This is a genomic window from Pseudomonas parakoreensis (genome assembly GCF_021602155.1).
GTDB classification, from domain to species: domain Bacteria; phylum Pseudomonadota; class Gammaproteobacteria; order Pseudomonadales; family Pseudomonadaceae; genus Aquipseudomonas; species Aquipseudomonas parakoreensis.
Genome location: NZ_BQHY01000001.1, coordinates 96,651 through 120,374 on the forward strand (window position 1 = coordinate 96,651; position 23,724 = coordinate 120,374).

The following is a 23,724-nucleotide window of genomic DNA, read 5'->3' on the forward strand; positions in this document are numbered from 1 at the left end:
TCTGTCCCATGAACCGACACCGGCTCGCATTTGCCTGGATCGCCTGCTTTGCAGTGCTGTTCAACATGCTCGCCATGCCGATGACCGGGGCGCTGGCGCAGGCGGCCAATTCACCGGCCGAACAGGTGCTGTGGAGCAGTTTCTGCACCGGCAGCGGGACGAAAATGGTGGCGATCAACATCGGCACCCCGGAGCAGAAAGCCCCGTCCAACGACAGCCATTCCAACATGCAGCATTGCTGGTGCTGCTCGGGTTCAGCGCCGCTGGTGGCGTTGCCGGGGCATGCGCCGCAGCTGTATTTTGCCCGTTACGAAAGCAATCGCAGCGTGGCCCCGCCCTCGTTGCAAACACCGACACCGCGCCAGCAATGGCCGAGCCTTAATCCGCGCGCCTCGCCTCTGGTTTGATTTGTTCTCGCAATTGACCTGCGTATCAAATCGTTCTGGAGAACTGCCATGTTGAACAAACTCTTCGTCATCGCTGCGCTGTTGCTGCCGGCGTGCTTCGCCCATGCCCACGAATACAAGGCCGGCGAGCTGGAAATCGCGCACCCGTGGTCGCAGGAGCTGCCGCCCAACGCGCCGACGGTTGCCGCTTACTTTGTGATCAGCAATCCCGGCAAGGCCGACGATCGCCTGCTCAGCGTCGACTCGCCGATCACTGACAAGGCTCAGTTGCACGAGCATGTGATGCAGGGCGATCTGATGAAAATGCAGCAAGTGCCCAACGTGGTGATTCCGGCCGGCGGCAAAGTGACGTTCGCGCCGATGGCCTATCACGTGATGCTGCTCAATCCGAAAGACCGCAGCCTGCTCAGCGACGGCAAACGCTTCCCGCTGACCCTGCATTTCGAGAAGGCCGGCAACGTTACCGTCGAAGTCGCGGTGCAGAAGAAACCGCCGGAAACCAAGGCACACGATCACGCCCAGTAACCGATCCGGCTGACCACGCCCGTGCGCCCGCAACGCGCCGGGGCGTCCAGCAAGCATCGCCAGAGACAGGCTCTGACCTGCGGTAGCTGGATCGCCCTGTTCGCCATGTTGATGATCTTCATCGGCCCGCTGATTTCTCAGTCGATGCCGATGGATCAGCACGCCTCGAGTTCCATGCCGATGAGCATGGACATGGCCATGCCGGGTATGGATCACGCCGCGCACGGCGCACAACCGGCTGCCGAACACTGTCCGCCGCAATCCCCGCACCACGCCCTGTGGGAAAAGTGTGGTTATTGCAGCCTGCTGTTCAACTGCCCGGCGCTGACCGGTGGCGGCACGTTCGCCACATTCAGCATCGCCCACGTCAACACCTTCGTCCCATCCTCCCCGCGTCTGGGGCATGCCCGGCGGACTTTCTTCCCCGGCGCCCGCACCCGCGCCCCGCCCGTCGCCGCGTAAACACCGCACCTTTGATTGCACACGGTCGAGAAGACAGCTTCAGGCTGCCGGCCGTGTCGTTTACGACTGTTTGATGGAAATTGTCATGTCCAGGTTTTCTGCTGTTCCACGCCCGGGTTCTGCCCAGGCGTCCTTCGCGCTGAACGCATCACGCATTCGTTTCTTGCACGCCACCGCCGCCCTTTGCGGCGTCCTGCTGTCCCCGCTGGTGCTGGCCGATGACCACGCCGGTCACGTTGATGAACTGAGTCCGACGGTGATCACCGCCATCGCCCCGAGTTCACCGCTGACCATCGTCACCAACCCCAAGGACCCGCGCCAACCGGTGCCGGCCAGCGATGGCGGCGATTACCTGAAGACCATTCCCGGCTTCGCCCTGGTGCGCAATGGCGGCACCAATGGCGACCCGGTGCTGCGCGGCATGTTCGGTTCGCGGCTCAACATTCTCACCAACGGCAGCATGCTGCTCGGCGCCTGCCCGGGGCGGATGGACGCACCGACCTCGTACATCTCGCCGGAAACCTACGACAAGCTCACGGTGATCAAAGGCCCGCAAACCGTACTTTGGGGCCCGGGCGCATCGGCGGGCACGATCCTCTTCGACCGTGAGCCGGAAAGCTTCGGCGAACTCGGCACACGGGTGAATGCAAGCGTGCTGGCCGGCTCCAACGGGCGCTTCGACAAGGTCGTCGACGCCGCTGCCGGCGGGCCATTGGGCTACGTGCGGGTGATCGGTAACACCGCGCACTCCGACGACTACCGCGACGGCAACAACGACATCGTTGCCTCGCGCTACGACAAGTGGAACGGTGATATCGCGCTCGGCTGGACCCCGGACGCCGACACCCTGATCGAACTCACCGCCGGCAAGGGCGACGGCGAAGCACGTTACGCCGGACGCGGCATGGACGGTTCGCAGTTCCTGCGCGAAAGCCTCGGCCTGCGCTTCGAAAAATCCAACATCACTGACGTACTGGAGAAACTCGAAGCCCAGGTCTACTACAACTACGCCGACCACGTGATGGACAACTACACCCTGCGCACACCGTCCGGCACCGGGATGATGGCCGGGCCCATGGCCTCCAACGTCGACCGCCGGACCCTCGGCGCGCGGATCAAGGCGACCTGGCGCTGGGCCGACATCCAGCTGATCACCGGCCTCGATGCGCAGACCAACGAACACCGCCAGCGCAGCGGCATGGGCATCGACACCTACAAGGATCAGCCCTACACCAAGGACGCCGATTTCCATAACTACGGCGTGTTCAGCGAAATGACCTGGTACGCCGCCGACCGCGATCGGCTGATTACCGGCGCCCGGGTCGACCGTGCTTCGGCCAAGGATTACCGGCAGCGCATTGGTTCGGGAATGATGAGCCGGCCAAATCCGACCGCCGACGAGACCCGCGCCGACACCTTGCCCAGCGGCTTCGTGCGCTACGAGCATGACCTGGCCGACACACCGGCCACGCTGTACGCCGGCCTCGGTCACGCGCAGCGCTTTCCGGATTACTGGGAGCTGTTTTCACCGAAGTCCGGCCCGGCCGGTTCACTGAATGCGTTCGACTCGATCAAACCGGAAAAGACCACCCAGTTCGACTTCGGCGTGAACTACAAGACCGCCGAACTCGAAGCCTGGGCCTCGGGCTACGTCGGTGTGGTGCGCGACTACATCCTGTTCGACTACACGCCAACGATGATGGGCATGAGCACTTCGCGCGCGGAAAACATCGACGCACGGATCATGGGTGGCGAACTCGGCGCCGCCTACAAACTCACCGATAACTGGAAAGCCGACGCGACCCTGGCTTACGCCTGGGGCAAGAACAGCAGCGATGGCAAGGCCCTGCCGCAAATGCCGCCACTGGATGCCCGCTTCGGCCTGACCTACAGCGAAGACCACTGGAGCGCCGGGGCGCTGTGGCGCGTGGTCGCGGCGCAAAACCGCATCGACCAGAACAAAGGCAACGTGGTCGGCAAGGACTACGACAAGAGCGGCGGCTTTGGCGTGTTCTCGCTCAACGGCGCCTACCGGATCAACAAGAACTGGAAGGTCAGCACCGGCGTCGACAACCTGTTCGGCAAGGCTTACGCCGAGCACCTGAACCTGGCCGGTAACGCCGGTTTCGGCTACCCGGCCAACGACCCGCAAGCGATCAACGAGCCGGGGCGCACGCTCTGGACCAAGGTCGACATGAGTTTCTGACAAGAAAAAATCAAAAGATCGCAGGCTCCTGCAGGGGAGCGCGTAGATCCTGTAGGAGCTGCCGAAGGCTGCGATCTTTTGATCTAAAAAAATGATTCGCCAAGCGGAGCAAACGTGATGCAAAAGCCCAAACCGAATTTCTACAACCTGGCCTGGCGCTGGCATTTCTATGCCGGATTATTCGTCGCGCCGTTCATGGTGATGCTGGCCCTGACCGGCATCGTCTACCTGTTCAAACCGCAACTCGACTCACTGATGTACAGCAGCCTGCTCAAGGTTCCGGCCGGGCATCACACGGTGCCGGCCGATGATCTGCTGCAACGGGTCAAGAGCGCTTATCCACAAGGTCAGATCACCCAATACCTGCCACCGGCTAACGCCGAACGCAGCGCTCAGTTTGTCGTCAAGAATGAGGGTCATGAACTCAACGTGTTCATCGATCCGTACCACGGCGACATCCTCGGCGAACAGGATGCGAAGAAAAATCTGCAAGCCATCGCCCGCGCCATTCACGGCGAGTTGATGATCGGCACCGTGGGTGACCGCTTGATCGAACTCGCCGCCGGTTGGGGTGTGGTGTTGGTGGTGTCCGGAGTGTTCCTGTGGTGGCCGCGCGGGCAGGCCGCCGGGATTCTGTGGCCACGTCTGAGCAGTCGCGGGCGCGTGTTGTGGCGTGACCTGCACGCGGTCACCGGATTCTGGGGCGCCGCACTGTTGCTGGTGATGCTGCTCAGCGGCATGACCTGGACCGGCTTCTGGGGCAAGCAATATGCCCAGGTCTGGAACGTGTTCCCGGCCGCGATGTGGAACAACGTGCCGACCTCCGACGTCGAGGCCGGCAGCCTCAACAACGCCGCGCGCCAGACCGTGCCATGGGCGATGGAAAACACGCCGATGCCGATGTCCGGTGACCACGCCGAGCACATGGCCCACGGCGGCATGCAACACGGTCCCGCAGCGCCCGCGATCAGCCTGCAAGACGTGCAGAACATCGCCATTGAGCGCAAGGTCGAACCCGGCTACAGCATCACTCTGCCGACCACCGCGACCGGGGTATTCACCATTGCCGTGTTCGCCGACGACCCGCGTAACGATGCGACCCTGCATGTCGATCAGTACACCGGCAAGGTCCTCGCCGATGTGCGTTTCGAGCAGTACGGCGCGGTGGCACGGGCCACGGAAATCGGTGTGATGCTGCATGAGGGCAAGATGTTCGGCACTTTCAACCAGATCGTCGTGCTGCTGATCTGCCTGATGATTCTGCTCAGCGCCGTCAGCGGTGTGGTGATCTGGTGGAAGCGCCGTCCGCAGGGCAAGTTCGGCGTGCCGCCGCTGCGCCATGACCTGCCGAAATGGAAAACCGGCGTGGCGATCATGCTCGCTCTGGCCGTGACCTTTCCGCTGGTGGGCGCTTCGCTGGTGCTGGTCTGGCTGCTGGATCGCCTGCTGTTGTCGCGTCTGGGGCGCCAAGCTGAATCTGCCTCAACTTCAACGTGAAGCAGGCGAGATGCGCGTTTCAGACAGATCTTTAAACTGCCGGGGTTTAAACTCCGGCAGATTTTAGTGTTACTGTATAACGCAAATGTGCCGCTCTGCCCGCGATCAAAAGTTGCGGGCTTTCTTTTGAAGAAGTGATTCACCGCCCCGATGAACAAGTACCTCTTGTCCAGCCTCTGCCTGTTCGCCCTGAACAACGCCAACGCCGACAGCCAGCCGCTGACGCTGCCCACCGGCACCATCAGCGCTCCGGCCATGGATGACGAAAACGTCAGCCTGACCACGCCGACCACCGCCGGTTCGCGCCTGAACCTGACGGCCATGGAGACCCCGGCCAGCGTCGAAAGCCTCAGCGGCGAGCAGGTGCGCGCCCGTGGCGATCGCAGCGTGCAGGACGCCGTGTCGCGCAGCACCGGCATCAGCCGCACCGGCACTCCGGGCGATGGCGGCACCTCGCTGCAGGCACGCGGCTTTACCGGGCAGAGTTCGGTGATGCAGCTGTATGACGGCAACCGCATGTACACCGGCATGGGCACCGTGACCTTTCCGGTCGACACCTGGTCGGTGCAGCGCGTCGACGTGCTGCGCGGCCCGGCCTCGGTGCTGTACGGCGAAGGCGCGACCGGCGCGGTGGTCAACGTGATCCCGAAGAAACCGTTCGAGGGCGACATCGAAAACCACTTGCGCCTCGGCTACGGCTCCTACGACCGTCAGCAGCAGGCGTTCGACAGCGGCGGCTCGCTGAGCGACACCCTGAGCTATCGGCTCAATCTCAATCGTCTGCGCAGCAACGGCTGGGTCGATCGCGGTGATTCCTCCGGCGACTTCATCAGTGCCGCGCTGCGCTGGCAGGCCACCGACGACCTGGCCTTCACCCTCGCCCACGATTACGGCGATCAGCGCCCGCAGAACGACTTCGGCACGCCGTTGATCAACGGCCAATTGAAAGACAGCCTGCGCTACAAGAACTACAACGTGCGCGACGACCAGCAGCACTACAACGATCAGTGGACGCGCCTGACCACCGATTGGCAGATCAACAACGCCGTCAGTGCCAGCAACGAGCTGTACTACCTCAAGGCCCGGCGCCGCTGGCAGAACGCCGAGAACTACAACTTCGACACCGCCACGCAACAGCTCAGCCGCAGCGGCTACTTCGGCATCGGCCACCAGCAGGAACAGGTCGGCGACCGCCAGACCTTCACCTTCAAGCACTCGCTGTTTGGCCTCGACAGCCAGACCGTGACTGGCGTCGATTACAACCGCATCCGCTTCCAGCTCAACAGCAACTCGCCGTTCAACGACGTGTTGCCCAACGGTCAGGCTTTGGATCTGTATCACCCGCAGCCGGGCTATTTCGAAAGCGCCAATCCGTACCGCGACCAGTTCGACAGCACCACCAAACAGATGTCAGTGTTCGGCGAAAACCGCACGCAACTGAGCGAGCGCTGGTCGCTGGTGACCGGCGTGCGCCGTGACTATGTGCAGGTGGATCGCAACAACCTGGTCGACGACAGCCAGAGCGACAAGACCCTGACCGGCAATAACTGGAAGGCTGGACTGGTGTTTGCCCTGACGCCCGAGACTTCGTTTTACGCTCAGGTCGCGACCAGCACCGACGGCATTGGCGGCCTGATATCCCTGAGCCCGAGTCAGCAGCAATACGACCTGTCGACTGCACGCCAGACCGAGGTCGGCCTGAAGCAGTTGTTCTGGGATCAACGCGGCGAGTTCACCCTGGCGGCCTATCGCATCGTCAAGAAGAAGCTGCTGACCGACGATCCGGGCAACCCGACGCTCAAGCAGCAGGTCGGTCAGCAATCGTCCAACGGTTTTGAAGCCAGCCTCGACCTGCAACTGCCGCACGCCTGGCAACTGCAGGCCAACGCCGCCATCGTCAAAGCCAAGTACGATGACTTCTCCGAAGTGGTCAACGGACAGACGCTGTCGTACAACGGCAATCGCCCGGTGGATGTACCGCGTCGAACCGCCAATCTGTGGCTGAATAAAAACCTCAGCGATGATCTGAAGGCTGGCGCCGGCGTGCGTTATGTCGACGCGCGCTACGCCGACATGGCCAACCGCAACGAGCTGCCGAGTTACACCGTGGTCGATGCGACGCTGTCGTGGCAAGCCTTGCGCAACACCACGCTGGGCCTGCAGCTGAACAATCTGTTTGACCGCCGGTACGCACAAAGCCAATACAATGACGGCCAGCAATGGATTCTCGGCGAACCGAGATCGTTCTTCGTCACGGCGGATTACACCTTCTAAAAGCTCAAACATTCCTGTGGTGAGGGGATTTATCCCCGATCGGCGGCAGCCGTCGCAATCCGATGAATACAGTCTTCTGACAAATCGTGATTACAGGTTTTGGGACCGCTGCGCGGTCCATCGGGGATAAATCCCCTCACCACAAATGATCTAACGAATTCAGGAATTTGATGACCTCGCTAAATCTCGCCAACCTCGCCTGGACACCTCTGGGCCACGGCCACTGCCATCACCAGTTCCAGCTGCGTGATGCCTCGTTGCAGGTGGCCGCCGGTGAGTTTGTCGGGCTGATCGGCCCCAACGGCAGCGGCAAGACCAGCCTGCTGCGCTGCGCCTATCGCTTCAGTCAGCCGGAAAGCGGCGAGGTCAGACTCGATCACCACAACGTGTGGAAGCAATCCTCGCGCTGGTGCGCGAAACGCATCGCCGTGGTTCTGCAGGAATTCCCCGATGCCTTTGGCCTGACCGTCGAAGAAGTGGTCGCCATGGGCCGCACGCCGCACAAAGGCCTGTTCGATGGCGACACACTGGAAGATCGCAATCTGGCGACGCAAGCGCTCAAATCCGTCGGCCTCGACGGCTTCGAAGACCATGCGTTCGCCACGCTGTCCGGCGGTGAGAAGCAGCGGGTGATCCTTGCCCGCGCCCTGACCCAGCAACCGCAACTGTTGATCCTCGACGAACCGACCAACCACCTCGACCCGCGTTATCAGTTGGAACTGCTGCAACTGGTCAAGCGTTTGCAGATCGGCACGTTGGCGAGCATCCACGACCTGAACCTGGCCGCCGCGTTCTGCGACCGTTTGTATTTGATCAACCACGGTCGCATCGTCGCCAGCGGCACCCCGCAAGAAGTCCTGACCGTCGAACTGCTGCGTGACGTGTTCGGCGTCGAAGCATTGATTGATCCACACCCCCTCCACGGCTACCCGCGAATCACCTGGATAACCCGACCATGACTTTGCGCTCCCTGCTTTGCCTCGCTCTGCTGCTGGGCACCACCCACGCCTTCGCCGAGGCCACGAAGTACCCGCTGACGATCCAGAGCTGCAACCGCGAGGTGACCTTCAATGAAGCGCCGCAGCACGCGGTCAGCCACGACATCAACATGACCCAGATGATGCTCGCCCTCGGCCTCAAATCGCGCATGGCCGGTTACAGCGGCGTCAGCGGCTGGAAGTCGGTGACGCCCGAGATGCAGTCGTTGCTCGACGGTTTGCCGGAGCTGGCTGCGAAATATCCATCGGTGGAAACCCTGCTCAACGCCAACGTCGATTTTTTCTTCGCCGGCTGGGATTACGGCATGCGCGTCGGTGGCGACCTGACGCCGCAGACCCTGCAACCACTGGGCATCAACGTGTATGAGCTGACCGAATCCTGCGCCTTCGTGATGAAGCGCCCGGCGGCGACGCTGGATGACACCTACAACGACCTGCGCAATCTCGGAAAGATTTTCGACGTACAGGATCGCGCCAACGCACTGATCGCCGACATGCAGAATCAAGTCGCCGAGATCCGCAAAGACCTGCCCGCCGACAAGCCGCGCGTGTTCCTCTACGACAGCGGCGAGGACCGCGCCATGACTTCCGGACGTCTCGGCATGCCGCAGGCGCTGATCGACGCGGCGGGTGGGCGCAACATTCTCGATGACGTCGAAGCGAGCTGGACCCGGGTCAACTGGGAGACCGTGGTCGAGCGCAATCCGCAGGTGATCGTGATCGTCGACTACAGCGAAATCACTGCCGAGCAGAAGATCGAATTTCTGCTGAACAACCCGGCGCTGCAATCGGTGGACGCGATCAAGAACCAGCGCTTCATCGTCATCCCTTACGTGCAGGCCACGCCGGGGATCGATAACGTGCTGGCGGTGGAAACCCTGGCCAAAGGATTCCACGGCGAATGATCGACCGGCGCTACGCCCTGTTGCTCACCGCCCTCGGTGCCCTGTTGCTGGTGTCGTGCGTGGTCTCGCTCGGTTTTGGTCCGGCGCGGGTGCCGGTGGACGTGGTGTGGCGGATTCTGCTGCACAAGGCCTTCGGTTTCGGCGAGGTGAGCTGGAGCGCCGGGCAGGAACACATTGTCTGGCTGATCCGCGTGCCGCGCATGTTGCTCGGGGCGTTGGTCGGTGCCGGGCTGGCGTTGATCGGCGCGGTGTTGCAAGCGGTGACGCGCAATCCTCTGGCCGATCCGCACCTGCTCGGCGTCACCTCCGGCGCAACCCTCGGCGCAGTGATCGTGGTGCTGCATATCGGTGAAATCGTCGGACTGCTGACCTTGCCGATTGCCGCGTTCATCGGTGCATTGCTGAGCATGTTTCTGGTACTGGGCATCGCCAACCGGCAGGGTCGACTCGACAGCGACCGCTTGCTGCTGTGCGGCGTGGCGGTGTCGTTCGTGATGATGGCGATCGCCAACCTGCTGTTGTTCATGGGCGACCATCGCGCCAGTTCGGCGGTGATGTTCTGGATGCTCGGCGGCCTCGGCCTGGCGCGCTGGGAGCTGCTGACGATACCCGCGCTGAGCGTGCTGCTTGGCCTGGTTTTGCTGTTGGGCATGGCCCGCCCGTTGAATGCACTGATGGCTGGCGAGCAGACCGCCGTGACCCTCGGTCTGAACGCTCGGGCGGTGCGTTTGCGGGTGTTTGTGATCGCCTCGTTGATGACCGGGGTGCTGGTGTCGATCAGTGGTTCGATCGGCTTTGTCGGACTGATGGTGCCGCACATTGCCCGCCGTCTGGTGGGTGCCGAACATCGCCGTCTGCTGCCGGCCTGTGTGCTGCTCGGCAGCCTGTTTCTGGTGTGGGTCGATGTGGCCGCACGAACCCTGATCGCGCCGGAAGACCTGCCCATCGGCGTTGCCACCGCGGCCATCGGCGGCCTGTTCTTCATCGGCCTGATGCGCCGCCGCTGATCCAACATCGATCAAAAACTGTAGGAGCTGCCGCAGGCTGCGATCTCTTGATCTTGCTTTTGATCATTGAAAATCAAAGTCAAAAGATCGCAGCCTTCGGCAGCTCCTACAGGATCAGAGCGCGCCCTAATCTGGCGCACACGAGTGCACCGTGACACGTGACTCGTCCCTTCATGGTGCGCACTGCCCACGCGCGACCGCTCTAAACCGACATTTTCCTGTCCGATCCCGACCGGGCACAGCCCTTGCAAAACACCCTTCAGTCGTCCGCATCTGCCAACCATAAAAAACTTTAACGTTCATGGAGATCGCACAATGAAGCGTCGCAGTTTGATCAAGGCTTTCACACTCACGGCATCCATTGCCGCGATGGGCATGACCTGGACTGTCCAGGCCGCCGAGACCATCAAGGTGGGGATTCTGCATTCGTTGTCCGGGACCATGGCGATTTCCGAAACGTCGCTCAAGGACATGGCGCTGATGACCATCGACGAGATCAACGCCAAGGGCGGGGTGAACGGCAAGATGCTCGAACCGGTGGTGGTCGACCCGGCATCGAACTGGCCGCTGTTCGCCGAGAAAGGCCGACAGTTGCTGACCCAGGACAAGGTCGCGGTAGTGTTCGGCTGCTGGACCTCGGTGTCGCGCAAATCGGTGCTGCCGGTGTTCGAAGAACTCAACGGCCTGCTGTTCTACCCGGTGCAATACGAAGGCGAAGAGATGTCGCCGAACGTGTTTTACACCGGCGCTGCGCCGAACCAGCAAGCGATCCCGGCCGTTGAATACCTGATGAGCGAAGAAGGTGGCAGCGCCAAGCGTTTCTTCCTGCTCGGCACCGACTACGTCTACCCGCGCACCACCAACAAGATCCTGCGCTCGTTCCTGCACTCCAAAGGCGTGGCCGACAAGGACATCGAAGAGGTCTACACCCCGTTCGGTCACAGCGACTATCAAACCATCGTCGCCAACATCAAGAAGTTCTCCGCCGGCGGCAAGACCGCTGTGATTTCCACAGTCAACGGCGACTCCAACGTGCCGTTCTACAAAGAGCTGGCCAACCAGGGGCTGAAGGCGACCGACGTACCGGTGGTGGCGTTCTCGGTGGGTGAAGAAGAACTGCGCGGCATCGACACCAAACCGCTGGTGGGCAACCTCGCGGCGTGGAACTACTTCGAGTCCGTGGAGAACCCGGTGAACAAGAAGTTCGTCGCTGACTGGAAGGCTTACGCGAAGAAACACAACCTGCCGGGCGCGGACAAAGCGGTGACCAACGACCCGATGGAAGCCACCTACGTCGGCATCCACATGTGGGCGCAAGCGGCGGAGAAAGCCAAGTCCACCGACGTCGACAAAGTCCGCGAAGCACTCGCCGGCCAGACCTTCGCCGCGCCGTCCGGTTACACCCTGACCATGGACAAGACCAATCACCACCTGCACAAACCAGTGATGATCGGCGAGATCCAGAACGATGGTCAGTTCAACGTCGTGTGGCAGACCGAAGGCCCGATCCGCGCTCAGCCATGGAGTCCGTTTATCGATGGCAACGACAAGAAACCGGATTATGCGGTGAAGAGCAACTGAGCCATTGGGTGTCGGCCTCGCGCCTGGCGTGAGGCCGACTCGATTCCCCTGTGGGAACAATATTTCGTGGTGAGGGGATTCATCCCCGATGGGTCGCGAAGCGACCCCAAATGCTACAGGCGCGATGTACCGGTGAATCGCGGCGACTGTTTTTGCGACTGCTTCGCAGCCGATCGGGGATGAATCCCCTCGCCACAAAGCCAGCTCCCACAATGTCCGTGTCAAGGCGACTTACCATGCCCACCGCCCTTTACCGCCTCATCCTCGCCATCGCACTGCTGTTGCCGATGACGGCCTTTGCCGGCGACGCCGAAGACTTCGTCGCCGCCAACCCGGTGCAACAGGCCAAACTGCTGGAAGCCTGGGCTGCGCAGCCCGAGCCGGCGCGCATCGAACTGATCAACGCCCTGCAGCAAGGCGAATTGACCCTCGACGGCCAAACCAAAACCCTGCGCCTGAACAACCGCCTGCGGGGTCTGATCGACACCGCTCTGGCCAGCCACCAATTGCTCGCCGCCGACGCCAAAACCCGTCTGACCGCCGCGCAGCAATTGCAGAAAAGCGCGAAACCCGCGCAGCTGAAATTCCTCGACCAGCAACTGGCTGGCGAAAAAGACGAGAATGTCCACGCCGCCCTGAGCCTGGCCCTGGCCAACCTGCAACTGGTGGACAGTGACCCGGCGGTGCGTCTGGCCGCCGTACGCCTGCTCGGCGAAACCGGCGATCCGCTGGCCCGCACCCGCTTGGAAGGACTGCTCGAACCCGGCGTCGAAAGCGATGCCGGTGTACGTACCGCCGCCGAAACCAGCCTCGCGCAGGTCAAGCGCAAACTGCTGATCGGTGAAGTGTTGGGTCAAGCGTTCAGCGGCATGTCGCTCGGCTCGATTCTGCTGCTCGCGGCTCTCGGTCTGGCGATCACCTTCGGCCTGCTCGGGGTGATCAACATGGCCCACGGCGAGATGCTGATGCTCGGCGCCTACTCGACCTACGTGGTGCAGTTGCTGTTCCAGCGCTACGCGCCGCAGGCGATCGAGTTCTATCCGCTGATCGCGTTGCCGGTGGCGTTCTTCGTCACCGCAGCAATCGGCATGGCGCTGGAGCGCACAGTGATTCGTCACCTCTACGGCCGGCCACTGGAAACCCTGCTCGCCACCTGGGGCATCAGCCTGATGCTGATTCAACTGGTGCGCCTGCTGTTCGGTGCGCAGAACGTTGAAGTGGCGAATCCGGCGTGGCTGTCCGGCGGCATTCAGGTGCTGCCGAATCTGGTGCTGCCGTACAACCGCATCGTGATCATCGCCTTCGCCTTGTTCGTGGTGGTGCTGACCTGGCTGCTGCTGAACAAGACCCGCCTCGGCCTCAATGTCCGCGCGGTCACGCAGAACCGCAACATGGCCGCCTGCTGCGGCGTGCCCACCGGGCGCGTCGACATGCTCGCCTTCGGCCTCGGTTCGGGCATCGCCGGCCTCGGTGGCGTGGCGCTGAGCCAGATCGGCAACGTCGGCCCGGACCTGGGCCAGAGCTACATCATCGACTCGTTCCTGGTGGTGGTGCTGGGCGGTGTCGGCCAACTCGCCGGCAGCGTACTGGCGGCGTTCGGCCTGGGCATCGCCAACAAGATTCTCGAACCGCAGATCGGTGCGGTGCTCGGCAAAATCCTGATCCTCGCGCTGATCATTCTGTTCATCCAGAAACGTCCGCAAGGCCTCTTCGCACTGAAAGGACGGGTGATCGACTGATGAACCAGCCTCTACTTGTCACGGCCACGCAAAAGGCCGGCCCGAAACTCACCCTCGCCATCGGCGCGGTGATCCTCGCGCTGTTGATCGCCCTGCCGTTGCTCTCGCTGTTGCCGGCGGACAGCGCGCTGCATGTCTCGGCCTACACCCTGACGCTGGTCGGCAAAATCCTCTGCTACGCCATCGTTGCTCTGGCGCTGGATCTGGTCTGGGGTTACGCCGGGCTGCTGTCGCTGGGCCACGGGCTGTTCTTCGCCCTCGGCGGTTATGCGATGGGCATGTACCTGATGCGCCAGGCCGCCGGTGACGGCTTGCCGGCGTTCATGACCTTTCTGTCATGGACCGAACTGCCGTGGTACTGGAGCGGCACCAGCAGTTTTATCTGGTCGATGTGTCTGGTGGTGCTGGCGCCGGGTCTGCTGGCGCTGGTGTTCGGTTTCTTTGCCTTCCGCTCGCGGATCAAGGGCGTGTATTTCTCGATCATGACCCAGGCCCTGACCTTCGCCGGCATGCTCCTGTTTTTCCGCAACGAGACCGGCTTCGGCGGTAACAACGGCTTCACCAATTTCCGCACGATTCTCGGCTTCGGCATCACTGAACCGGGTACCCGCGCGGTGCTGTTTCTGACCACCGTGCTGTTGCTGGTGGCAAGTCTGTTCATCGGCTGGCGTCTGGCGCAGAGCAAGTTCGGCCGGGTGCTGACCGCACTGCGCGATGCGGAAAACCGCCTGATGTTCTGCGGCTACGACCCGCGCGGTTTCAAGCTGTTCGTCTGGGTCTTGAGCGCGGTGCTGTGCGGTCTGGCCGGGGCGTTGTACGTACCGCAAGTAGGGATCATCAACCCCAGCGAAATGTCGCCGACCAATTCGATCGAAGCGGCGGTGTGGGTCGCCCTCGGCGGTCGCGGCACGCTGATCGGGCCGCTGCTCGGCGCCGGTGTGGTCAACGGCATGAAGAGCTGGTTCACCGTGGCGTTCCCCGAATACTGGCTGTTCTTCCTCGGCGCGCTGTTCATCGTCGTGACGTTGTATTTGCCCAAAGGTGTGATCGGCCTGCTGAAGAAACGAGGTGAACAATGAGAGTCACAGCGAGTGCTGAATTCATGCTCGAACCGGCGTTTTTCCCCGTAGAACCGAACAAGGACGAAGGCACCAGCCGTGACTCGATCGGCCTCGGCCAACGCGTCGGCCCGGGCCTCGACACCCGTCACGGCACGATCCTGACCCTGGAAGACATCAGCGTCAGCTTCGACGGTTTTCGCGCCCTGAACAATCTGAACCTGTACATCGGCGTCGGCGAGTTGCGCTGCATCATCGGCCCCAACGGCGCGGGCAAGACCACGCTGATGGACGTGATCACCGGCAAGACCCGCCCCAGTCACGGCAAGGCCTGGTTCGGCGAAACCCTGGATCTGACGCAAATGAGCGAAGTGCAGATCGCCCAGGCCGGGATTGGCCGCAAGTTCCAGAAGCCGACGGTGTTCGAAGCGCTGAGCGTGTTCGAGAACCTGGAATTGGCGCAGAAAACCGACAAGTCGGTGTGGGCCAGCTTGCGCGCACGCCTGAGCGGCGAGCAGCGCGAGCGCATCAGCGAAGTGCTGGAAACCATTCGCCTGACCACCTCGATCAATCGCCCGGCGGGCCTGCTGTCACACGGCCAGAAGCAGTTTCTGGAGATCGGCATGCTGCTGATGCAAGACCCGCAACTGCTGCTGCTCGACGAACCGGTGGCGGGCATGACCGATGCCGAAACCGAATTCACCGCCGAGCTGTTCAAGTCGCTGGCCGGCAAGCATTCGCTGATGGTGGTGGAGCATGACATGGGCTTCGTCGGCTCGATTGCCGACCACGTCACGGTGCTGCATCAGGGCAGCGTGCTGGCGGAAGGGTCGCTGGAGCAGGTGCAGGAAAACGAGCGGGTGATCGAGGTCTACCTCGGCCGCTGATGATCCATCCCCTGTAGGAGCTGCCGAAGGCTGCGATCTTTTGATCTTGATCTTAAAAACAAGATCAAAAGATCGCAGCCTTCGGCAGCTCCTACACAGGGATTTGAGGAGATTTTGAGAATGCTGCAAGTCGACAAACTGCACCAATACTACGGCGGTAGCCACATCCTCCGTGGCCTCTCATTCGACGTGAACGTCGGCGAAGTCACCTGCCTGCTCGGGCGCAACGGCGTGGGCAAGACCACCCTGCTCAAATGCCTGATGGGCCTGTTGCCGGCCAAGGAAGGCGTGGTGAACTGGGAGGGCAAGGCAATCACCACACTCAAGCCGCACCAGCGCGTGCACGCCGGGATCGCCTATGTGCCACAGGGCCGGGAAATCTTCGGCCGGCTCACGGTGGAAGAGAATCTGCTGATGGGTTTGTCGCGGTTTCCCGGCAGTGAAGCGAAGGAAGTCCCAAGTTTCATCTACGAATTGTTCCCGGTGCTGCTACAAATGAAGCAGCGCCGAGGCGGCGACCTGTCCGGCGGCCAGCAACAGCAGCTCGCTATCGGTCGCGCGCTGGCCAGTCGTCCGCGTTTGCTGATCCTCGACGAACCCACCGAAGGCATCCAGCCCTCGGTGATCAAGGAGATCGGCGCCGTGATCAAGAAGCTCGCGGCGCGGGGCGACATGGCCATTTTGCTGGTGGAGCAGTTCTACGATTTCGCTGCGGAGCTGGCCGATCAATACCTGGTGATGTCCCGGGGCGAGATCGTGCAACAGGGTCGCGGCGAAAATATGGAGGCCGAGGGTGTACGAGGTCTGGTAACAATTTAATCTGTAGCTTCCTAACGATAATCACAAACCATGAACTTACCGCTTTCCACTGCCCTGTTTACCCCGAGCTGGCACGCCGAGCTGGAACTGGCCTACGCCCGCTTCGGTGACTGCACGCGCCCGGTCAAGCGCCGGCATCTGGGGCCGCTGCGGGTGCAGAAGCACCTGTACGCCGAAGGCCCCGAGGTCTGCCAACACATCATCGTCCATCCGCCGGGCGGGATCGCCGGCGGTGACCGGCTGAACATCAGCGCCCGCGTCGAACAGGACGCCTGGGCGCAGATCACCAGCCCCGGCGCCGCCAAGTGGTATCGCGCGGCGGGGCCGGCGTATCAACAGCTCGAGCTGCAAGTCGCGGCCGGCGCGACGCTGGAGTGGCTGCCGCAGGAAACCATCGTCTACAGCGCCGCTCAGGCTGAACTCACCACCTCGATCGAGCTTGAAGGCGATGCGCGGCTGTTCTACTGGGACGTGGTGGCACTGGGCCGACCGGCCAGTGGCGAGCGCTTCGACCTCGGACACTTTCAGGCGCATCTGGATATCCGCCGCGACGGGCGATTGCTCTGGCACGAGCGTCAGAGGATTACTGGCGGTGACGGTTTGCTGGATTCGCCCATCGGCCTGGATGGCCGTCCGGTGTTCGCCACATTGTTGGTCACTGGTGAGATTGATGCCGAGCTGCTGGAGCGCTGTCGTTCGCTGGGGCATGCCGTGCGCGGGGATTTGACCCAGTTGCCCGGCCTGTTGGTGGCTCGGTGTCTGGCGTCAGAAGCACTGCTCGCCAGTGCCTGGCTCATCGATTTATGGCGCTTGTTACGCCCGGCTCTGCTAGGCCGCGAGGCCCAGCCACCCAGAATCTGGAACACCTGAAATGCATTCCCCTGTAGGAGCTGCCGCAGGCTGCAATCTTTTGATCTTGCTGTAAAAAATCAACGTCAAAAGATCGCAGCCTTCGGCAGCTCCTACAGGGTGTACGACTTAACTTTCTTCTGCCGAGATTTGAAAAACAAATGGACCTGACCCCACGCGAAAAAGACAAGTTGCTGATCTTCACCGCCGGCCTCGTCGCCGAGCGCCGACTGGCCCGTGGTGTGAAGCTCAACTACCCGGAAGCGATGGCCTACATCTCCGCCGCGCTGCTCGAAGGCGCCCGTGACGGCCAGACCGTCGCCGAGCTGATGCACTACGGCACCACCCTGTTGAGCCGCGAGCAAGTGATGGAAGGCATTCCGGAAATGATCCCGGAGATCCAGGTCGAAGCGACGTTTCCCGACGGCACCAAACTGGTCACCGTCCACCAACCGATCGTTTGAGGACTCGCCATGACCTACACCATTCGCGATGCCCTGCACGCCGACCTGCCGGCGATCCGTGACATCTACAACGACGCGGTGCTCAACACCACGGCGATATGGAACGAGTCGGCGGTCGACCTCGGCAACCGCCAGGCGTGGTTCAGCGCCCGCCAGGCCCAGGCCTACCCGATTCTGGTGATCGTCGACGCCGACAACGTGGTGCTCGGCTACGCTTCCTTTGGCGACTGGCGGCCGTTCGACGGTTTCCGTCACACCGTCGAGCACTCGGTCTACGTCCGTAGCGACCAGCGCGGCAATGGCCTTGGCCCGCAATTGATGAGCGTGCTGATCGAGCGGGCCAAAGCCTGCGACAAGCATGTGATGGTCGCCGCCATCGAAAGTGGCAATGCCGCTTCCATTCGTCTGCATGAACGCGCCGGTTTCAGCATCACCGGACAGATGCCGCAAGTCGGCACCAAGTTCGGCCGCTGGCTCGACCTGACCTTCATGCAACTGATCCTCAACCCTGGCGCGCAGCCGCCGGTCGCCAACAAGGAGTGACACGCGATGAACCCCGCCCAACTGCGACGCGTCAATGCGGAAAGTTTTGCGCACTATCGTCAGGGCCTGATTGATCTGCTGCTCGACGCCGTGGGTTATGGCGCCAGCGTCGGTTTCATGGCCGACCTCGATGCCGCGCAGGCCCGCGCCTATTTCGATGAAGTGCAGCAACAGGTGAACAAGGGCAGCGTGTTGCTCTGGGTGGTGGTCAAGGATGAAGAGGTGCAGGCCAGCGTGCAGTTGGGTCTGTGCCAGAAAGCCAACGGCCTCAATCGCGCCGAAGTGCAAAAACTGCTGGTGCGCGAACAGGCCCGGCGCCGTGGGCTCGGCCAGCAGTTGATGAATGCGCTGGAGCTCGAAGCGGCCAAACACAAGCGCGGCATGCTCTACCTCGACACCGAGGCCGGCTCGCCCGCCGAAGAGTTCTACAAGGCGCTAGGTTACACCCGTGCCGGTGAAATTCCCGATTACGCCTGTGACCCGCACGGCACGTACCGCCCGACCGCCCTCTACTACAAGATTCTGCAAGGAGCCCGGCCATGATTCCCGGCCAGTACCAGATCCAGCCCGGCGACATCGAACTGAATGTCGGCCGCCGCACCCTCAGCCTGAAAGTCGCCAACAGCGGCGACCGACCGATTCAGGTCGGTTCGCACTATCACTTTTTCGAAACCAACGATGCGCTGACCTTCGACCGCGCCGCCAGCCGTGGCATGCGCCTGAACATCCCCGCCGGCACCGCCGTGCGCTTCGAGCCGGGGCAAAGCCGCGAGGTCGAGCTGGTGGAGTACGCCGGGCATCGGCGGGTGTTCGGCTTTGCCGGGCGGGTCATGGGTGATCTCGACTGACGCTGATTCATCTGTGGTGAGGGAATTTATCTGTGGTGAGGGGATTCATCCCCGATCGACCGCGCAGCGGTCGCCAACCACCACCGGCCCACCACGAAAATCACTTTTGCTGAATGGCGGGTGCTACGCACCCGATCGGGGATAAATCCCCTCGCCACAATAAATTTGTGCAAGGAATTGAAATGAAGATTTCCCGGCAAGCCTACGCCGACATGTTCGGCCCCACCGTCGGCGACAAGGTGCGCCTGGCAGACACCGAGTTGTGGATCGAAGTCGAAAAAGACTTCACCACTTACGGCGAAGAGGTGAAATTCGGCGGCGGCAAAGTCATCCGCGATGGCCAGGGCCAGAGCCAGTTGCTCGCCGCCGAAGTGGTCGACACGTTGATCACCAATGCGCTGATCATCGACCACTGGGGCATCGTCAAAGCCGACGTCGGTCTCAAGGACGGGCGCATCGCCGCGATCGGCAAGGCCGGTAACCCGGACGTACAACCGAACGTGACCATCGCCATCGGCGCCAGCACCGAAGTGATCGCCGGTGAAGGCATGATCCTCACTGCCGGCGGCATCGACACGCACATCCACTTCATCTGCCCTCAGCAGATCGAAGAAGCGCTGATGAGCGGCGTCACCACCATGATCGGCGGCGGCACGGGGCCGGCGACCGGTACCAACGCCACCACCTGCACCTCCGGCCCGTGGCACCTGGCGCGCATGCTTCAGGCCGCCGACGCGTTCCCGATGAACATCGGCCTCACCGGCAAGGGCAACGCCAGCCTGCCGGAGCCGCTGATCGAGCAGGTCAAGGCCGGCGCCATCGGCCTCAAGCTGCACGAAGACTGGGGCACCACCCCGGCGAGCATCGACAATTGCCTGAGTGTCGCCGACCAGTACGACGTACAAGTGGCGATCCACACCGACACCCTCAACGAGTCCGGTTTCGTCGAAACCACCTTGGGCGCGTTCAAGGGCCGCACCATCCACACCTATCACACCGAAGGTGCCGGTGGCGGCCATGCACCGGACATCATCAAGGCCTGCGGTTTCCCTAACGTGCTACCGAGCTCGACCAACCCGACCCGGCCGTTCACCCGCAACACCATCGACGAACACCTCGACATGTTGATGGTCTGCCACCACCTCGACCCGAGCATCGCCGAAGACGTGGCGTTCGCCGAAAGCCGCATCCGCCGCGAGACGATTGCCGCCGAAGACATCCTCCACGACCTCGGCGCGTTCTCGATGATCAGTTCCGACAGCCAGGCCATGGGCCGTGTCGGCGAAGTCATCACGCGTACATGGCAGACCGCCGACAAGATGAAAAAGCAGCGCGGCCCGCTGCCCCAGGACGGCGCAGGCAACGACAACTTCCGCGCCAAGCGCTACATCGCCAAATACACGATCAACCCGGCGATCACCCACGGCATCAGCCATGAGGTGGGCTCGGTGGAGGTCGGCAAATGGGCCGACCTGGTGCTCTGGCGCCCGGCGTTCTTCGGCGTAAAACCGACGCTGATCCTCAAGGGCGGTGCCATTGCCGCCAGTCTGATGGGCGACGCCAACGCGTCGATCCCAACCCCGCAGCCGGTGCACTACCGCCCGATGTTCGCCAGCTACGGCGGCTCGCTGCACGCCACCAGCCTGACCTTCATCAGCCAGGCGGCGCAGGAATCGGGACTGCCCGACGCGTTGGGTTTGAAGAAAAAAATCGCCGTGGTCAAAGGCTGCCGCGATGTGCAGAAAACCGACCTGATCCACAACGATTACCTGCCGAACATCGACGTCGATCCACAGACCTATCAGGTCAAGGCCGACGGTGTGCTGCTGTGGTGTGAACCGGCGGAAACCTTGCCGATGGCTCAGCGTTACTTCCTGTTCTGACACACGGCAAAAGGCCCCCGACCCGCGTCTTGCGCACGGGCCGGGGGCCTTTTTCATGGGGCAGGAAAACCGATGTGCAAACGGTCGTGTATTTCCCGCCAAAGGGGCTAATATTCGATTCGCTCCGCCTATTTTCAGGAACTGCCCATGCGTCTTTCCGAGTTCATCCTGGCCAACATCGAGCCTATCGTCGATGAATGGGAACAGTTCGCCGCGACCATCACGCCGGCGGCCGACCATCTGGATTCCACTGCGCTGCGCGATCACGCCAGCGAGATTCTACGGGCCGCCGCCCGCGACATGAGCAAGCCACAGAGCCCCGCCGAACAGGCTGCCAAAGCCAAGGGCGAAGGCCCGGAAAAGACCCCAAGCCTGGACGAGGCCGGCGCCAGCCATGGCGAACTGCGCCACACCGTCGGTTTCGATCTGGTGCAGATGACCAGCGAATTCCGCCATTTGCGCGCCTGTGTGATCCGTCTGTGGGTCGACAGCCTTGAGTCGCCGGACGTGGCCTATTTCCAGGACATGATCCGCTTCAACGAAGCCATCGACGAAGCCCTCGCCGAATCTACCGCTGCCTACGCCGAGCAGGTCAACCGCTCGCGCGACATTTTCCTCGCCATCCTCGGCCATGACCTGCGCGCGCCGCTGCAGGCGGTGAGCATGTCCACCGAACTGCTGCTGCGTAAATCCAGCCTCGAGGGCGATGCGCTGGCCTGTGCCTTGCACATCAAGCGCGGTGCGCGGCACATGGCGGCGATGGTCAGCGACCTGCTGGAGCTGGTGCGCAGTCGCCTCGGCCGTAGCCTGCCGATCGAGCCGGCAGCGATGGACCTGGCCGTTGCGGCGCGGGCGGCGATTGCCGAAGCCTGCGCCGGTAATCCGCTATCCGATCCGAAGCTCACGGTGCACGGCGACACCCGTGGGGTGTGGGACGCCGGGCGAATCGACCAGCTCCTGCAAAACCTGATCGGCAACGCCTTGCAGCACGGCACCAGCCAACGCGACGTGACCCTTGATCTGCGTGGCGAGGGCGACAACGTGTGCCTGACGGTGCACAACTACGGCACACCGATTTCCGAAGAGGCGATCGGCACGATTTTCGACCCGCTGGTGCGCAGCGCCGACGAAGAACTCGGGCAGCCGTCGACCAGCCTCGGGTTGGGCTTGTTCATCGTCAAGGAAGTGGTGACCGCCCATGGCGGGACGATCGACGTCAGCTCGAGCGAGGCTGACGGGACGCTGTTCAGTGTGGTGTTGCCGAGAAAGGTTTAAGCAGGAAAATCTGCGGTGAATTCATCGCTGGCAAGCCAGCTCCCACAGATCCGGCGTCGAATACAAACTTTGTGTACGACATAGTTCCTTGTGGGAGCTGGCTTGCCAGCGATGAGGCCGGCCAATACCACGGAAAACCTATTCGACCACCAGCCGCCCCAAGCGCTGCCTGAGCATCCGGTTCTCCGCCCGCAACTCATGCACCTCCTCCAGCAGATTCAGGGCCAGCGCGACCCCATCCCACTCCAGCTCCAGCTCGCGCCGCAACTTCGCGGCGCGCTTGGCCAGGCTCAGCTCGTAGTCGGTGAACCGCCATTCCCGGGGCTGCGCGCCCTGAGGTTCGAGGATGCCGTGTTCGACGATTTCGATCACGTAGACGTCCGACAGATCGGCCGCCTCACAGAATTCTGCCATGTCCAGTTGAACGATCAGGGGGCTGCTCATGATGGGCTACTCCGTCGTCGGATTCAGAAGTTCTCGCGTGGGTTGAACGCGGCTTTCTTCGCCAGTTCCTGCCACAGCGCCTTGACCTCGTCGTCCGAGGTTTTCGGCATCACGGCCTTGAGCTGGACGAACAGATAACCGCGCTCACCGGCCTTGTTTTTCAGGCCATGGCCCTTGGCGCGCATGCGCTGGCCATTCTGGCTGCCGGCCGGAACCTTGAGGTTGATCTTGCCGGTCAGGGTCGGCACGGCCACCTCGGTGCCCAGCGCCAGCTCCCACGGTGCCAATGGCAAGGTGATGATCAGGTTTTCGCCTTCGACATCGAATTTCGGGTGCGGCGCAAAGCGAATGGTCAGGTACAGATCGCCATTGGCGCCGCCACCGATGCCCGGCGCGCCCTGCCCCTTGAGGCGGATGCGCTCGCCGTCGGTCACGCCCGCCGGGATCTTCACGTTCAGGCTTTTGCTGGTGTTGCTGACGTGCTGACCGTTGGCGTTGTATTGCGGGACCTGAAAGCTGACCTTCTTCGACTCGTTCGACAGCGTCTCCTCAAGGAAGATCGGCAGTTCCATTTCCACGTCTTGTCCCCGCCGTCCTGCACTGCGTTGTTGCCGACCTTCGCCGCCACCGAAACCGGCGCCGCGATTGCCGAAGATCGAACTGAAGAAGTCCGAGAAGTCGCCGGTGTCACCGCCGCCGCCAAAGCCACCACGGCTCTGCCAGCCCGGCGGGCCCTGGAACGGCTGACCATGCTGACCATAACGGCGCAGGTCGTCGTACTCGGCGCGCTTGTCGGCGCTCTTCAGCGCTTCATAGGCTTCCGAGGCGTCCTTGAACTTGGCCTCGGCGTCTTTTTCCTTGCTGACATCGGGGTGGTATTTGCGCGCCAGCTTGCGATAGGCAGCCTTGATCGCCTTGTCGTCCGCTGTCGGCTCCACGCCGAGTATCTTGTAATAGTCTTTGAAGTCCATCGAAGGAATCACCATCCGTTATCGATTTCGCGCCGAGACCAGCATGCGCTCATTCGCACGTGCCGGGTTGACCGATCTCAAC

The 23,724-nt window shown here is 62.3% G+C and carries 23 protein-coding genes; 21 read left to right on the forward strand and 2 right to left on the reverse strand.

What is annotated here, in order from left to right; all coding sequences use genetic code 11:
* The first annotated feature begins 8 nt into the window (after nt 1-8).
* From L6D63_RS00385 to L6D63_RS00485, 21 genes are all read left to right on the forward strand, one after another.
* On the forward strand, nt 9-407 hold the full coding sequence (locus L6D63_RS00385) for a DUF2946 domain-containing protein (protein WP_047291040.1): 399 nt from the start codon (nt 9-11) through the stop codon (nt 405-407).
* 48 nt (nt 408-455) lie between these two features.
* The gene (locus tag L6D63_RS00390; RefSeq protein ID WP_047291039.1) at nt 456-932 is read left to right on the forward strand and encodes a copper chaperone PCu(A)C; all 477 of its coding nucleotides are present in this window, start codon (nt 456-458) and stop codon (nt 930-932) included.
* A gap of 21 nt (nt 933-953) precedes the next feature.
* Nucleotides 954-1,394 (forward strand): DUF2946 domain-containing protein, encoded by a 441-nt coding sequence (locus L6D63_RS00395; RefSeq protein WP_047291038.1) that lies wholly within the window; start codon nt 954-956, stop codon nt 1,392-1,394.
* Nucleotides 1,395-1,479: 85 nt separating this feature from the next.
* Entirely contained in the window at nt 1,480-3,600 is a 2,121-nt protein-coding gene (locus L6D63_RS00400; protein ID WP_047291037.1) for a TonB-dependent copper receptor, read from the forward strand.
* 117 nt (nt 3,601-3,717) lie between these two features.
* Nucleotides 3,718-5,097, forward strand: a complete 1,380-nt coding sequence (locus L6D63_RS00405) for a PepSY-associated TM helix domain-containing protein (protein ID WP_131671001.1) — start codon at nt 3,718-3,720, stop codon at nt 5,095-5,097.
* 150 nt (nt 5,098-5,247) lie between these two features.
* The gene (locus L6D63_RS00410) at nt 5,248-7,371 is read left to right on the forward strand and encodes a TonB-dependent receptor (protein ID WP_131671000.1); all 2,124 of its coding nucleotides are present in this window, start codon (nt 5,248-5,250) and stop codon (nt 7,369-7,371) included.
* 170 nt (nt 7,372-7,541) lie between these two features.
* Nucleotides 7,542-8,330: an ABC transporter ATP-binding protein gene (locus L6D63_RS00415; RefSeq protein WP_047291034.1), complete on the forward strand. Its 789-nt coding sequence runs from the start codon at nt 7,542-7,544 to the stop codon at nt 8,328-8,330.
* Nucleotides 8,327-9,274 (forward strand): ABC transporter substrate-binding protein, encoded by a 948-nt coding sequence (locus tag L6D63_RS00420; protein WP_047291033.1) that lies wholly within the window; start codon nt 8,327-8,329, stop codon nt 9,272-9,274. The genes L6D63_RS00415 and L6D63_RS00420 overlap by 4 nt, the downstream gene beginning before the upstream one ends.
* Nucleotides 9,271-10,281: a FecCD family ABC transporter permease gene (locus L6D63_RS00425; RefSeq protein ID WP_047291032.1), complete on the forward strand. Its 1,011-nt coding sequence runs from the start codon at nt 9,271-9,273 to the stop codon at nt 10,279-10,281. Before L6D63_RS00420 ends, L6D63_RS00425 begins: the two co-directional genes overlap by 4 nt.
* A 315-nt stretch (nt 10,282-10,596) precedes the next feature.
* Entirely contained in the window at nt 10,597-11,862 is a 1,266-nt protein-coding gene (urtA, locus tag L6D63_RS00430; RefSeq protein ID WP_027613564.1) for an urea ABC transporter substrate-binding protein, read from the forward strand.
* A gap of 236 nt (nt 11,863-12,098) precedes the next feature.
* Nucleotides 12,099-13,601, forward strand: coding sequence for an urea ABC transporter permease subunit UrtB (gene urtB, locus L6D63_RS00435; RefSeq protein WP_047291031.1), 1,503 nt, complete (start codon nt 12,099-12,101; stop codon nt 13,599-13,601).
* Complete coding sequence (gene urtC, locus L6D63_RS00440; RefSeq protein WP_047291030.1) at nt 13,601-14,680, forward strand: urea ABC transporter permease subunit UrtC; 1,080 nt, start codon at nt 13,601-13,603, stop codon at nt 14,678-14,680. Before urtB ends, urtC begins: the two co-directional genes overlap by 1 nt.
* Nucleotides 14,677-15,546 carry an urea ABC transporter ATP-binding protein UrtD gene (urtD, locus tag L6D63_RS00445; RefSeq protein ID WP_047291029.1) on the forward strand — a complete coding sequence of 290 codons (870 nt, stop codon included), beginning with the start codon at nt 14,677-14,679 and terminating at the stop codon, nt 15,544-15,546. Before urtC ends, urtD begins: the two co-directional genes overlap by 4 nt.
* A gap of 120 nt (nt 15,547-15,666) precedes the next feature.
* On the forward strand, nt 15,667-16,365 hold the full coding sequence (urtE, locus tag L6D63_RS00450) for an urea ABC transporter ATP-binding subunit UrtE (RefSeq protein WP_003221219.1): 699 nt from the start codon (nt 15,667-15,669) through the stop codon (nt 16,363-16,365).
* A 30-nt stretch (nt 16,366-16,395) separates the two neighbouring features.
* Nucleotides 16,396-17,235 (forward strand): urease accessory protein UreD, encoded by an 840-nt coding sequence (locus tag L6D63_RS00455; RefSeq protein ID WP_131670999.1) that lies wholly within the window; start codon nt 16,396-16,398, stop codon nt 17,233-17,235.
* A 140-nt stretch (nt 17,236-17,375) separates the two neighbouring features.
* Nucleotides 17,376-17,678 (forward strand): urease subunit gamma, encoded by a 303-nt coding sequence (gene ureA, locus L6D63_RS00460; protein ID WP_003221215.1) that lies wholly within the window; start codon nt 17,376-17,378, stop codon nt 17,676-17,678.
* Nucleotides 17,679-17,687: 9 nt separating this feature from the next.
* Entirely contained in the window at nt 17,688-18,221 is a 534-nt protein-coding gene (locus L6D63_RS00465) for a GNAT family N-acetyltransferase (RefSeq protein WP_095667667.1), read from the forward strand.
* 6 nt (nt 18,222-18,227) lie between these two features.
* Nucleotides 18,228-18,764: a GNAT family N-acetyltransferase gene (locus tag L6D63_RS00470; protein WP_047291019.1), complete on the forward strand. Its 537-nt coding sequence runs from the start codon at nt 18,228-18,230 to the stop codon at nt 18,762-18,764.
* Nucleotides 18,761-19,069, forward strand: coding sequence for an urease subunit beta (locus L6D63_RS00475; RefSeq protein WP_007966984.1), 309 nt, complete (start codon nt 18,761-18,763; stop codon nt 19,067-19,069). The genes L6D63_RS00470 and L6D63_RS00475 overlap by 4 nt, the downstream gene beginning before the upstream one ends.
* Nucleotides 19,070-19,251: 182 nt before the next feature.
* Nucleotides 19,252-20,952, forward strand: a complete 1,701-nt coding sequence (gene ureC, locus L6D63_RS00480) for an urease subunit alpha (protein WP_131670998.1) — start codon at nt 19,252-19,254, stop codon at nt 20,950-20,952.
* Between the two features lie 147 nt (nt 20,953-21,099).
* Nucleotides 21,100-22,227 carry a sensor histidine kinase gene (locus L6D63_RS00485; RefSeq protein WP_121183461.1) on the forward strand — a complete coding sequence of 376 codons (1,128 nt, stop codon included), beginning with the start codon at nt 21,100-21,102 and terminating at the stop codon, nt 22,225-22,227.
* A gap of 138 nt (nt 22,228-22,365) precedes the next feature.
* Here L6D63_RS00485 and L6D63_RS00490 read toward each other — a convergent pair whose 3' ends face one another.
* Together L6D63_RS00490 and L6D63_RS00495 are read right to left on the reverse strand one after the other, a co-directional pair.
* Complete coding sequence (locus L6D63_RS00490; RefSeq protein ID WP_047600625.1) at nt 22,366-22,671, reverse strand: chaperone modulator CbpM; 306 nt, start codon at nt 22,669-22,671, stop codon at nt 22,366-22,368.
* A 23-nt stretch (nt 22,672-22,694) separates the two neighbouring features.
* A complete protein-coding gene (locus L6D63_RS00495; protein WP_131670997.1) occupies nt 22,695-23,642 on the reverse strand; it encodes a DnaJ C-terminal domain-containing protein in 948 nt (315 codons plus the stop codon).
* Nucleotides 23,643-23,724: the final 82 nt, after the last annotated feature.

Excerpts from the sequence above, each read along its gene's own strand:
- L6D63_RS00385 (WP_047291040.1), top strand. The coding sequence starts at position 9 with ATGAACCGACACCGGCTCGCATTTGCCTGGATCGCCTGCTTTGCAGTG.
- ureC (WP_131670998.1), top strand. The coding sequence starts at position 19,252 with ATGAAGATTTCCCGGCAAGCCTACGCCGACATGTTCGGCCCCACCGTC.
- L6D63_RS00490 (WP_047600625.1), bottom strand. The coding sequence starts at position 22,671 with ATGAGCAGCCCCCTGATCGTTCAACTGGACATGGCAGAATTCTGTGAG.
- L6D63_RS00495 (WP_131670997.1), bottom strand. The coding sequence starts at position 23,642 with ATGGACTTCAAAGACTATTACAAGATACTCGGCGTGGAGCCGACAGCG.
- L6D63_RS00410 (WP_131671000.1), top strand. The coding sequence starts at position 5,248 with ATGAACAAGTACCTCTTGTCCAGCCTCTGCCTGTTCGCCCTGAACAAC.
- urtC (WP_047291030.1), top strand. The coding sequence starts at position 13,601 with ATGAACCAGCCTCTACTTGTCACGGCCACGCAAAAGGCCGGCCCGAAA.
- ureA (WP_003221215.1), top strand. The coding sequence starts at position 17,376 with ATGGACCTGACCCCACGCGAAAAAGACAAGTTGCTGATCTTCACCGCC.
- L6D63_RS00475 (WP_007966984.1), top strand. The coding sequence starts at position 18,761 with ATGATTCCCGGCCAGTACCAGATCCAGCCCGGCGACATCGAACTGAAT.
- urtD (WP_047291029.1), top strand. The coding sequence starts at position 14,677 with ATGAGAGTCACAGCGAGTGCTGAATTCATGCTCGAACCGGCGTTTTTC.
- urtB (WP_047291031.1), top strand. The coding sequence starts at position 12,099 with ATGCCCACCGCCCTTTACCGCCTCATCCTCGCCATCGCACTGCTGTTG.
- urtA (WP_027613564.1), top strand. The coding sequence starts at position 10,597 with ATGAAGCGTCGCAGTTTGATCAAGGCTTTCACACTCACGGCATCCATT.
- L6D63_RS00465 (WP_095667667.1), top strand. The coding sequence starts at position 17,688 with ATGACCTACACCATTCGCGATGCCCTGCACGCCGACCTGCCGGCGATC.
- L6D63_RS00400 (WP_047291037.1), top strand. The coding sequence starts at position 1,480 with ATGTCCAGGTTTTCTGCTGTTCCACGCCCGGGTTCTGCCCAGGCGTCC.
- L6D63_RS00420 (WP_047291033.1), top strand. The coding sequence starts at position 8,327 with ATGACTTTGCGCTCCCTGCTTTGCCTCGCTCTGCTGCTGGGCACCACC.
- L6D63_RS00470 (WP_047291019.1), top strand. The coding sequence starts at position 18,228 with ATGAACCCCGCCCAACTGCGACGCGTCAATGCGGAAAGTTTTGCGCAC.
- L6D63_RS00425 (WP_047291032.1), top strand. The coding sequence starts at position 9,271 with ATGATCGACCGGCGCTACGCCCTGTTGCTCACCGCCCTCGGTGCCCTG.
- L6D63_RS00455 (WP_131670999.1), top strand. The coding sequence starts at position 16,396 with ATGAACTTACCGCTTTCCACTGCCCTGTTTACCCCGAGCTGGCACGCC.
- L6D63_RS00485 (WP_121183461.1), top strand. The coding sequence starts at position 21,100 with ATGCGTCTTTCCGAGTTCATCCTGGCCAACATCGAGCCTATCGTCGAT.
- L6D63_RS00415 (WP_047291034.1), top strand. The coding sequence starts at position 7,542 with ATGACCTCGCTAAATCTCGCCAACCTCGCCTGGACACCTCTGGGCCAC.
- L6D63_RS00405 (WP_131671001.1), top strand. The coding sequence starts at position 3,718 with ATGCAAAAGCCCAAACCGAATTTCTACAACCTGGCCTGGCGCTGGCAT.
- L6D63_RS00390 (WP_047291039.1), top strand. The coding sequence starts at position 456 with ATGTTGAACAAACTCTTCGTCATCGCTGCGCTGTTGCTGCCGGCGTGC.
- urtE (WP_003221219.1), top strand. The coding sequence starts at position 15,667 with ATGCTGCAAGTCGACAAACTGCACCAATACTACGGCGGTAGCCACATC.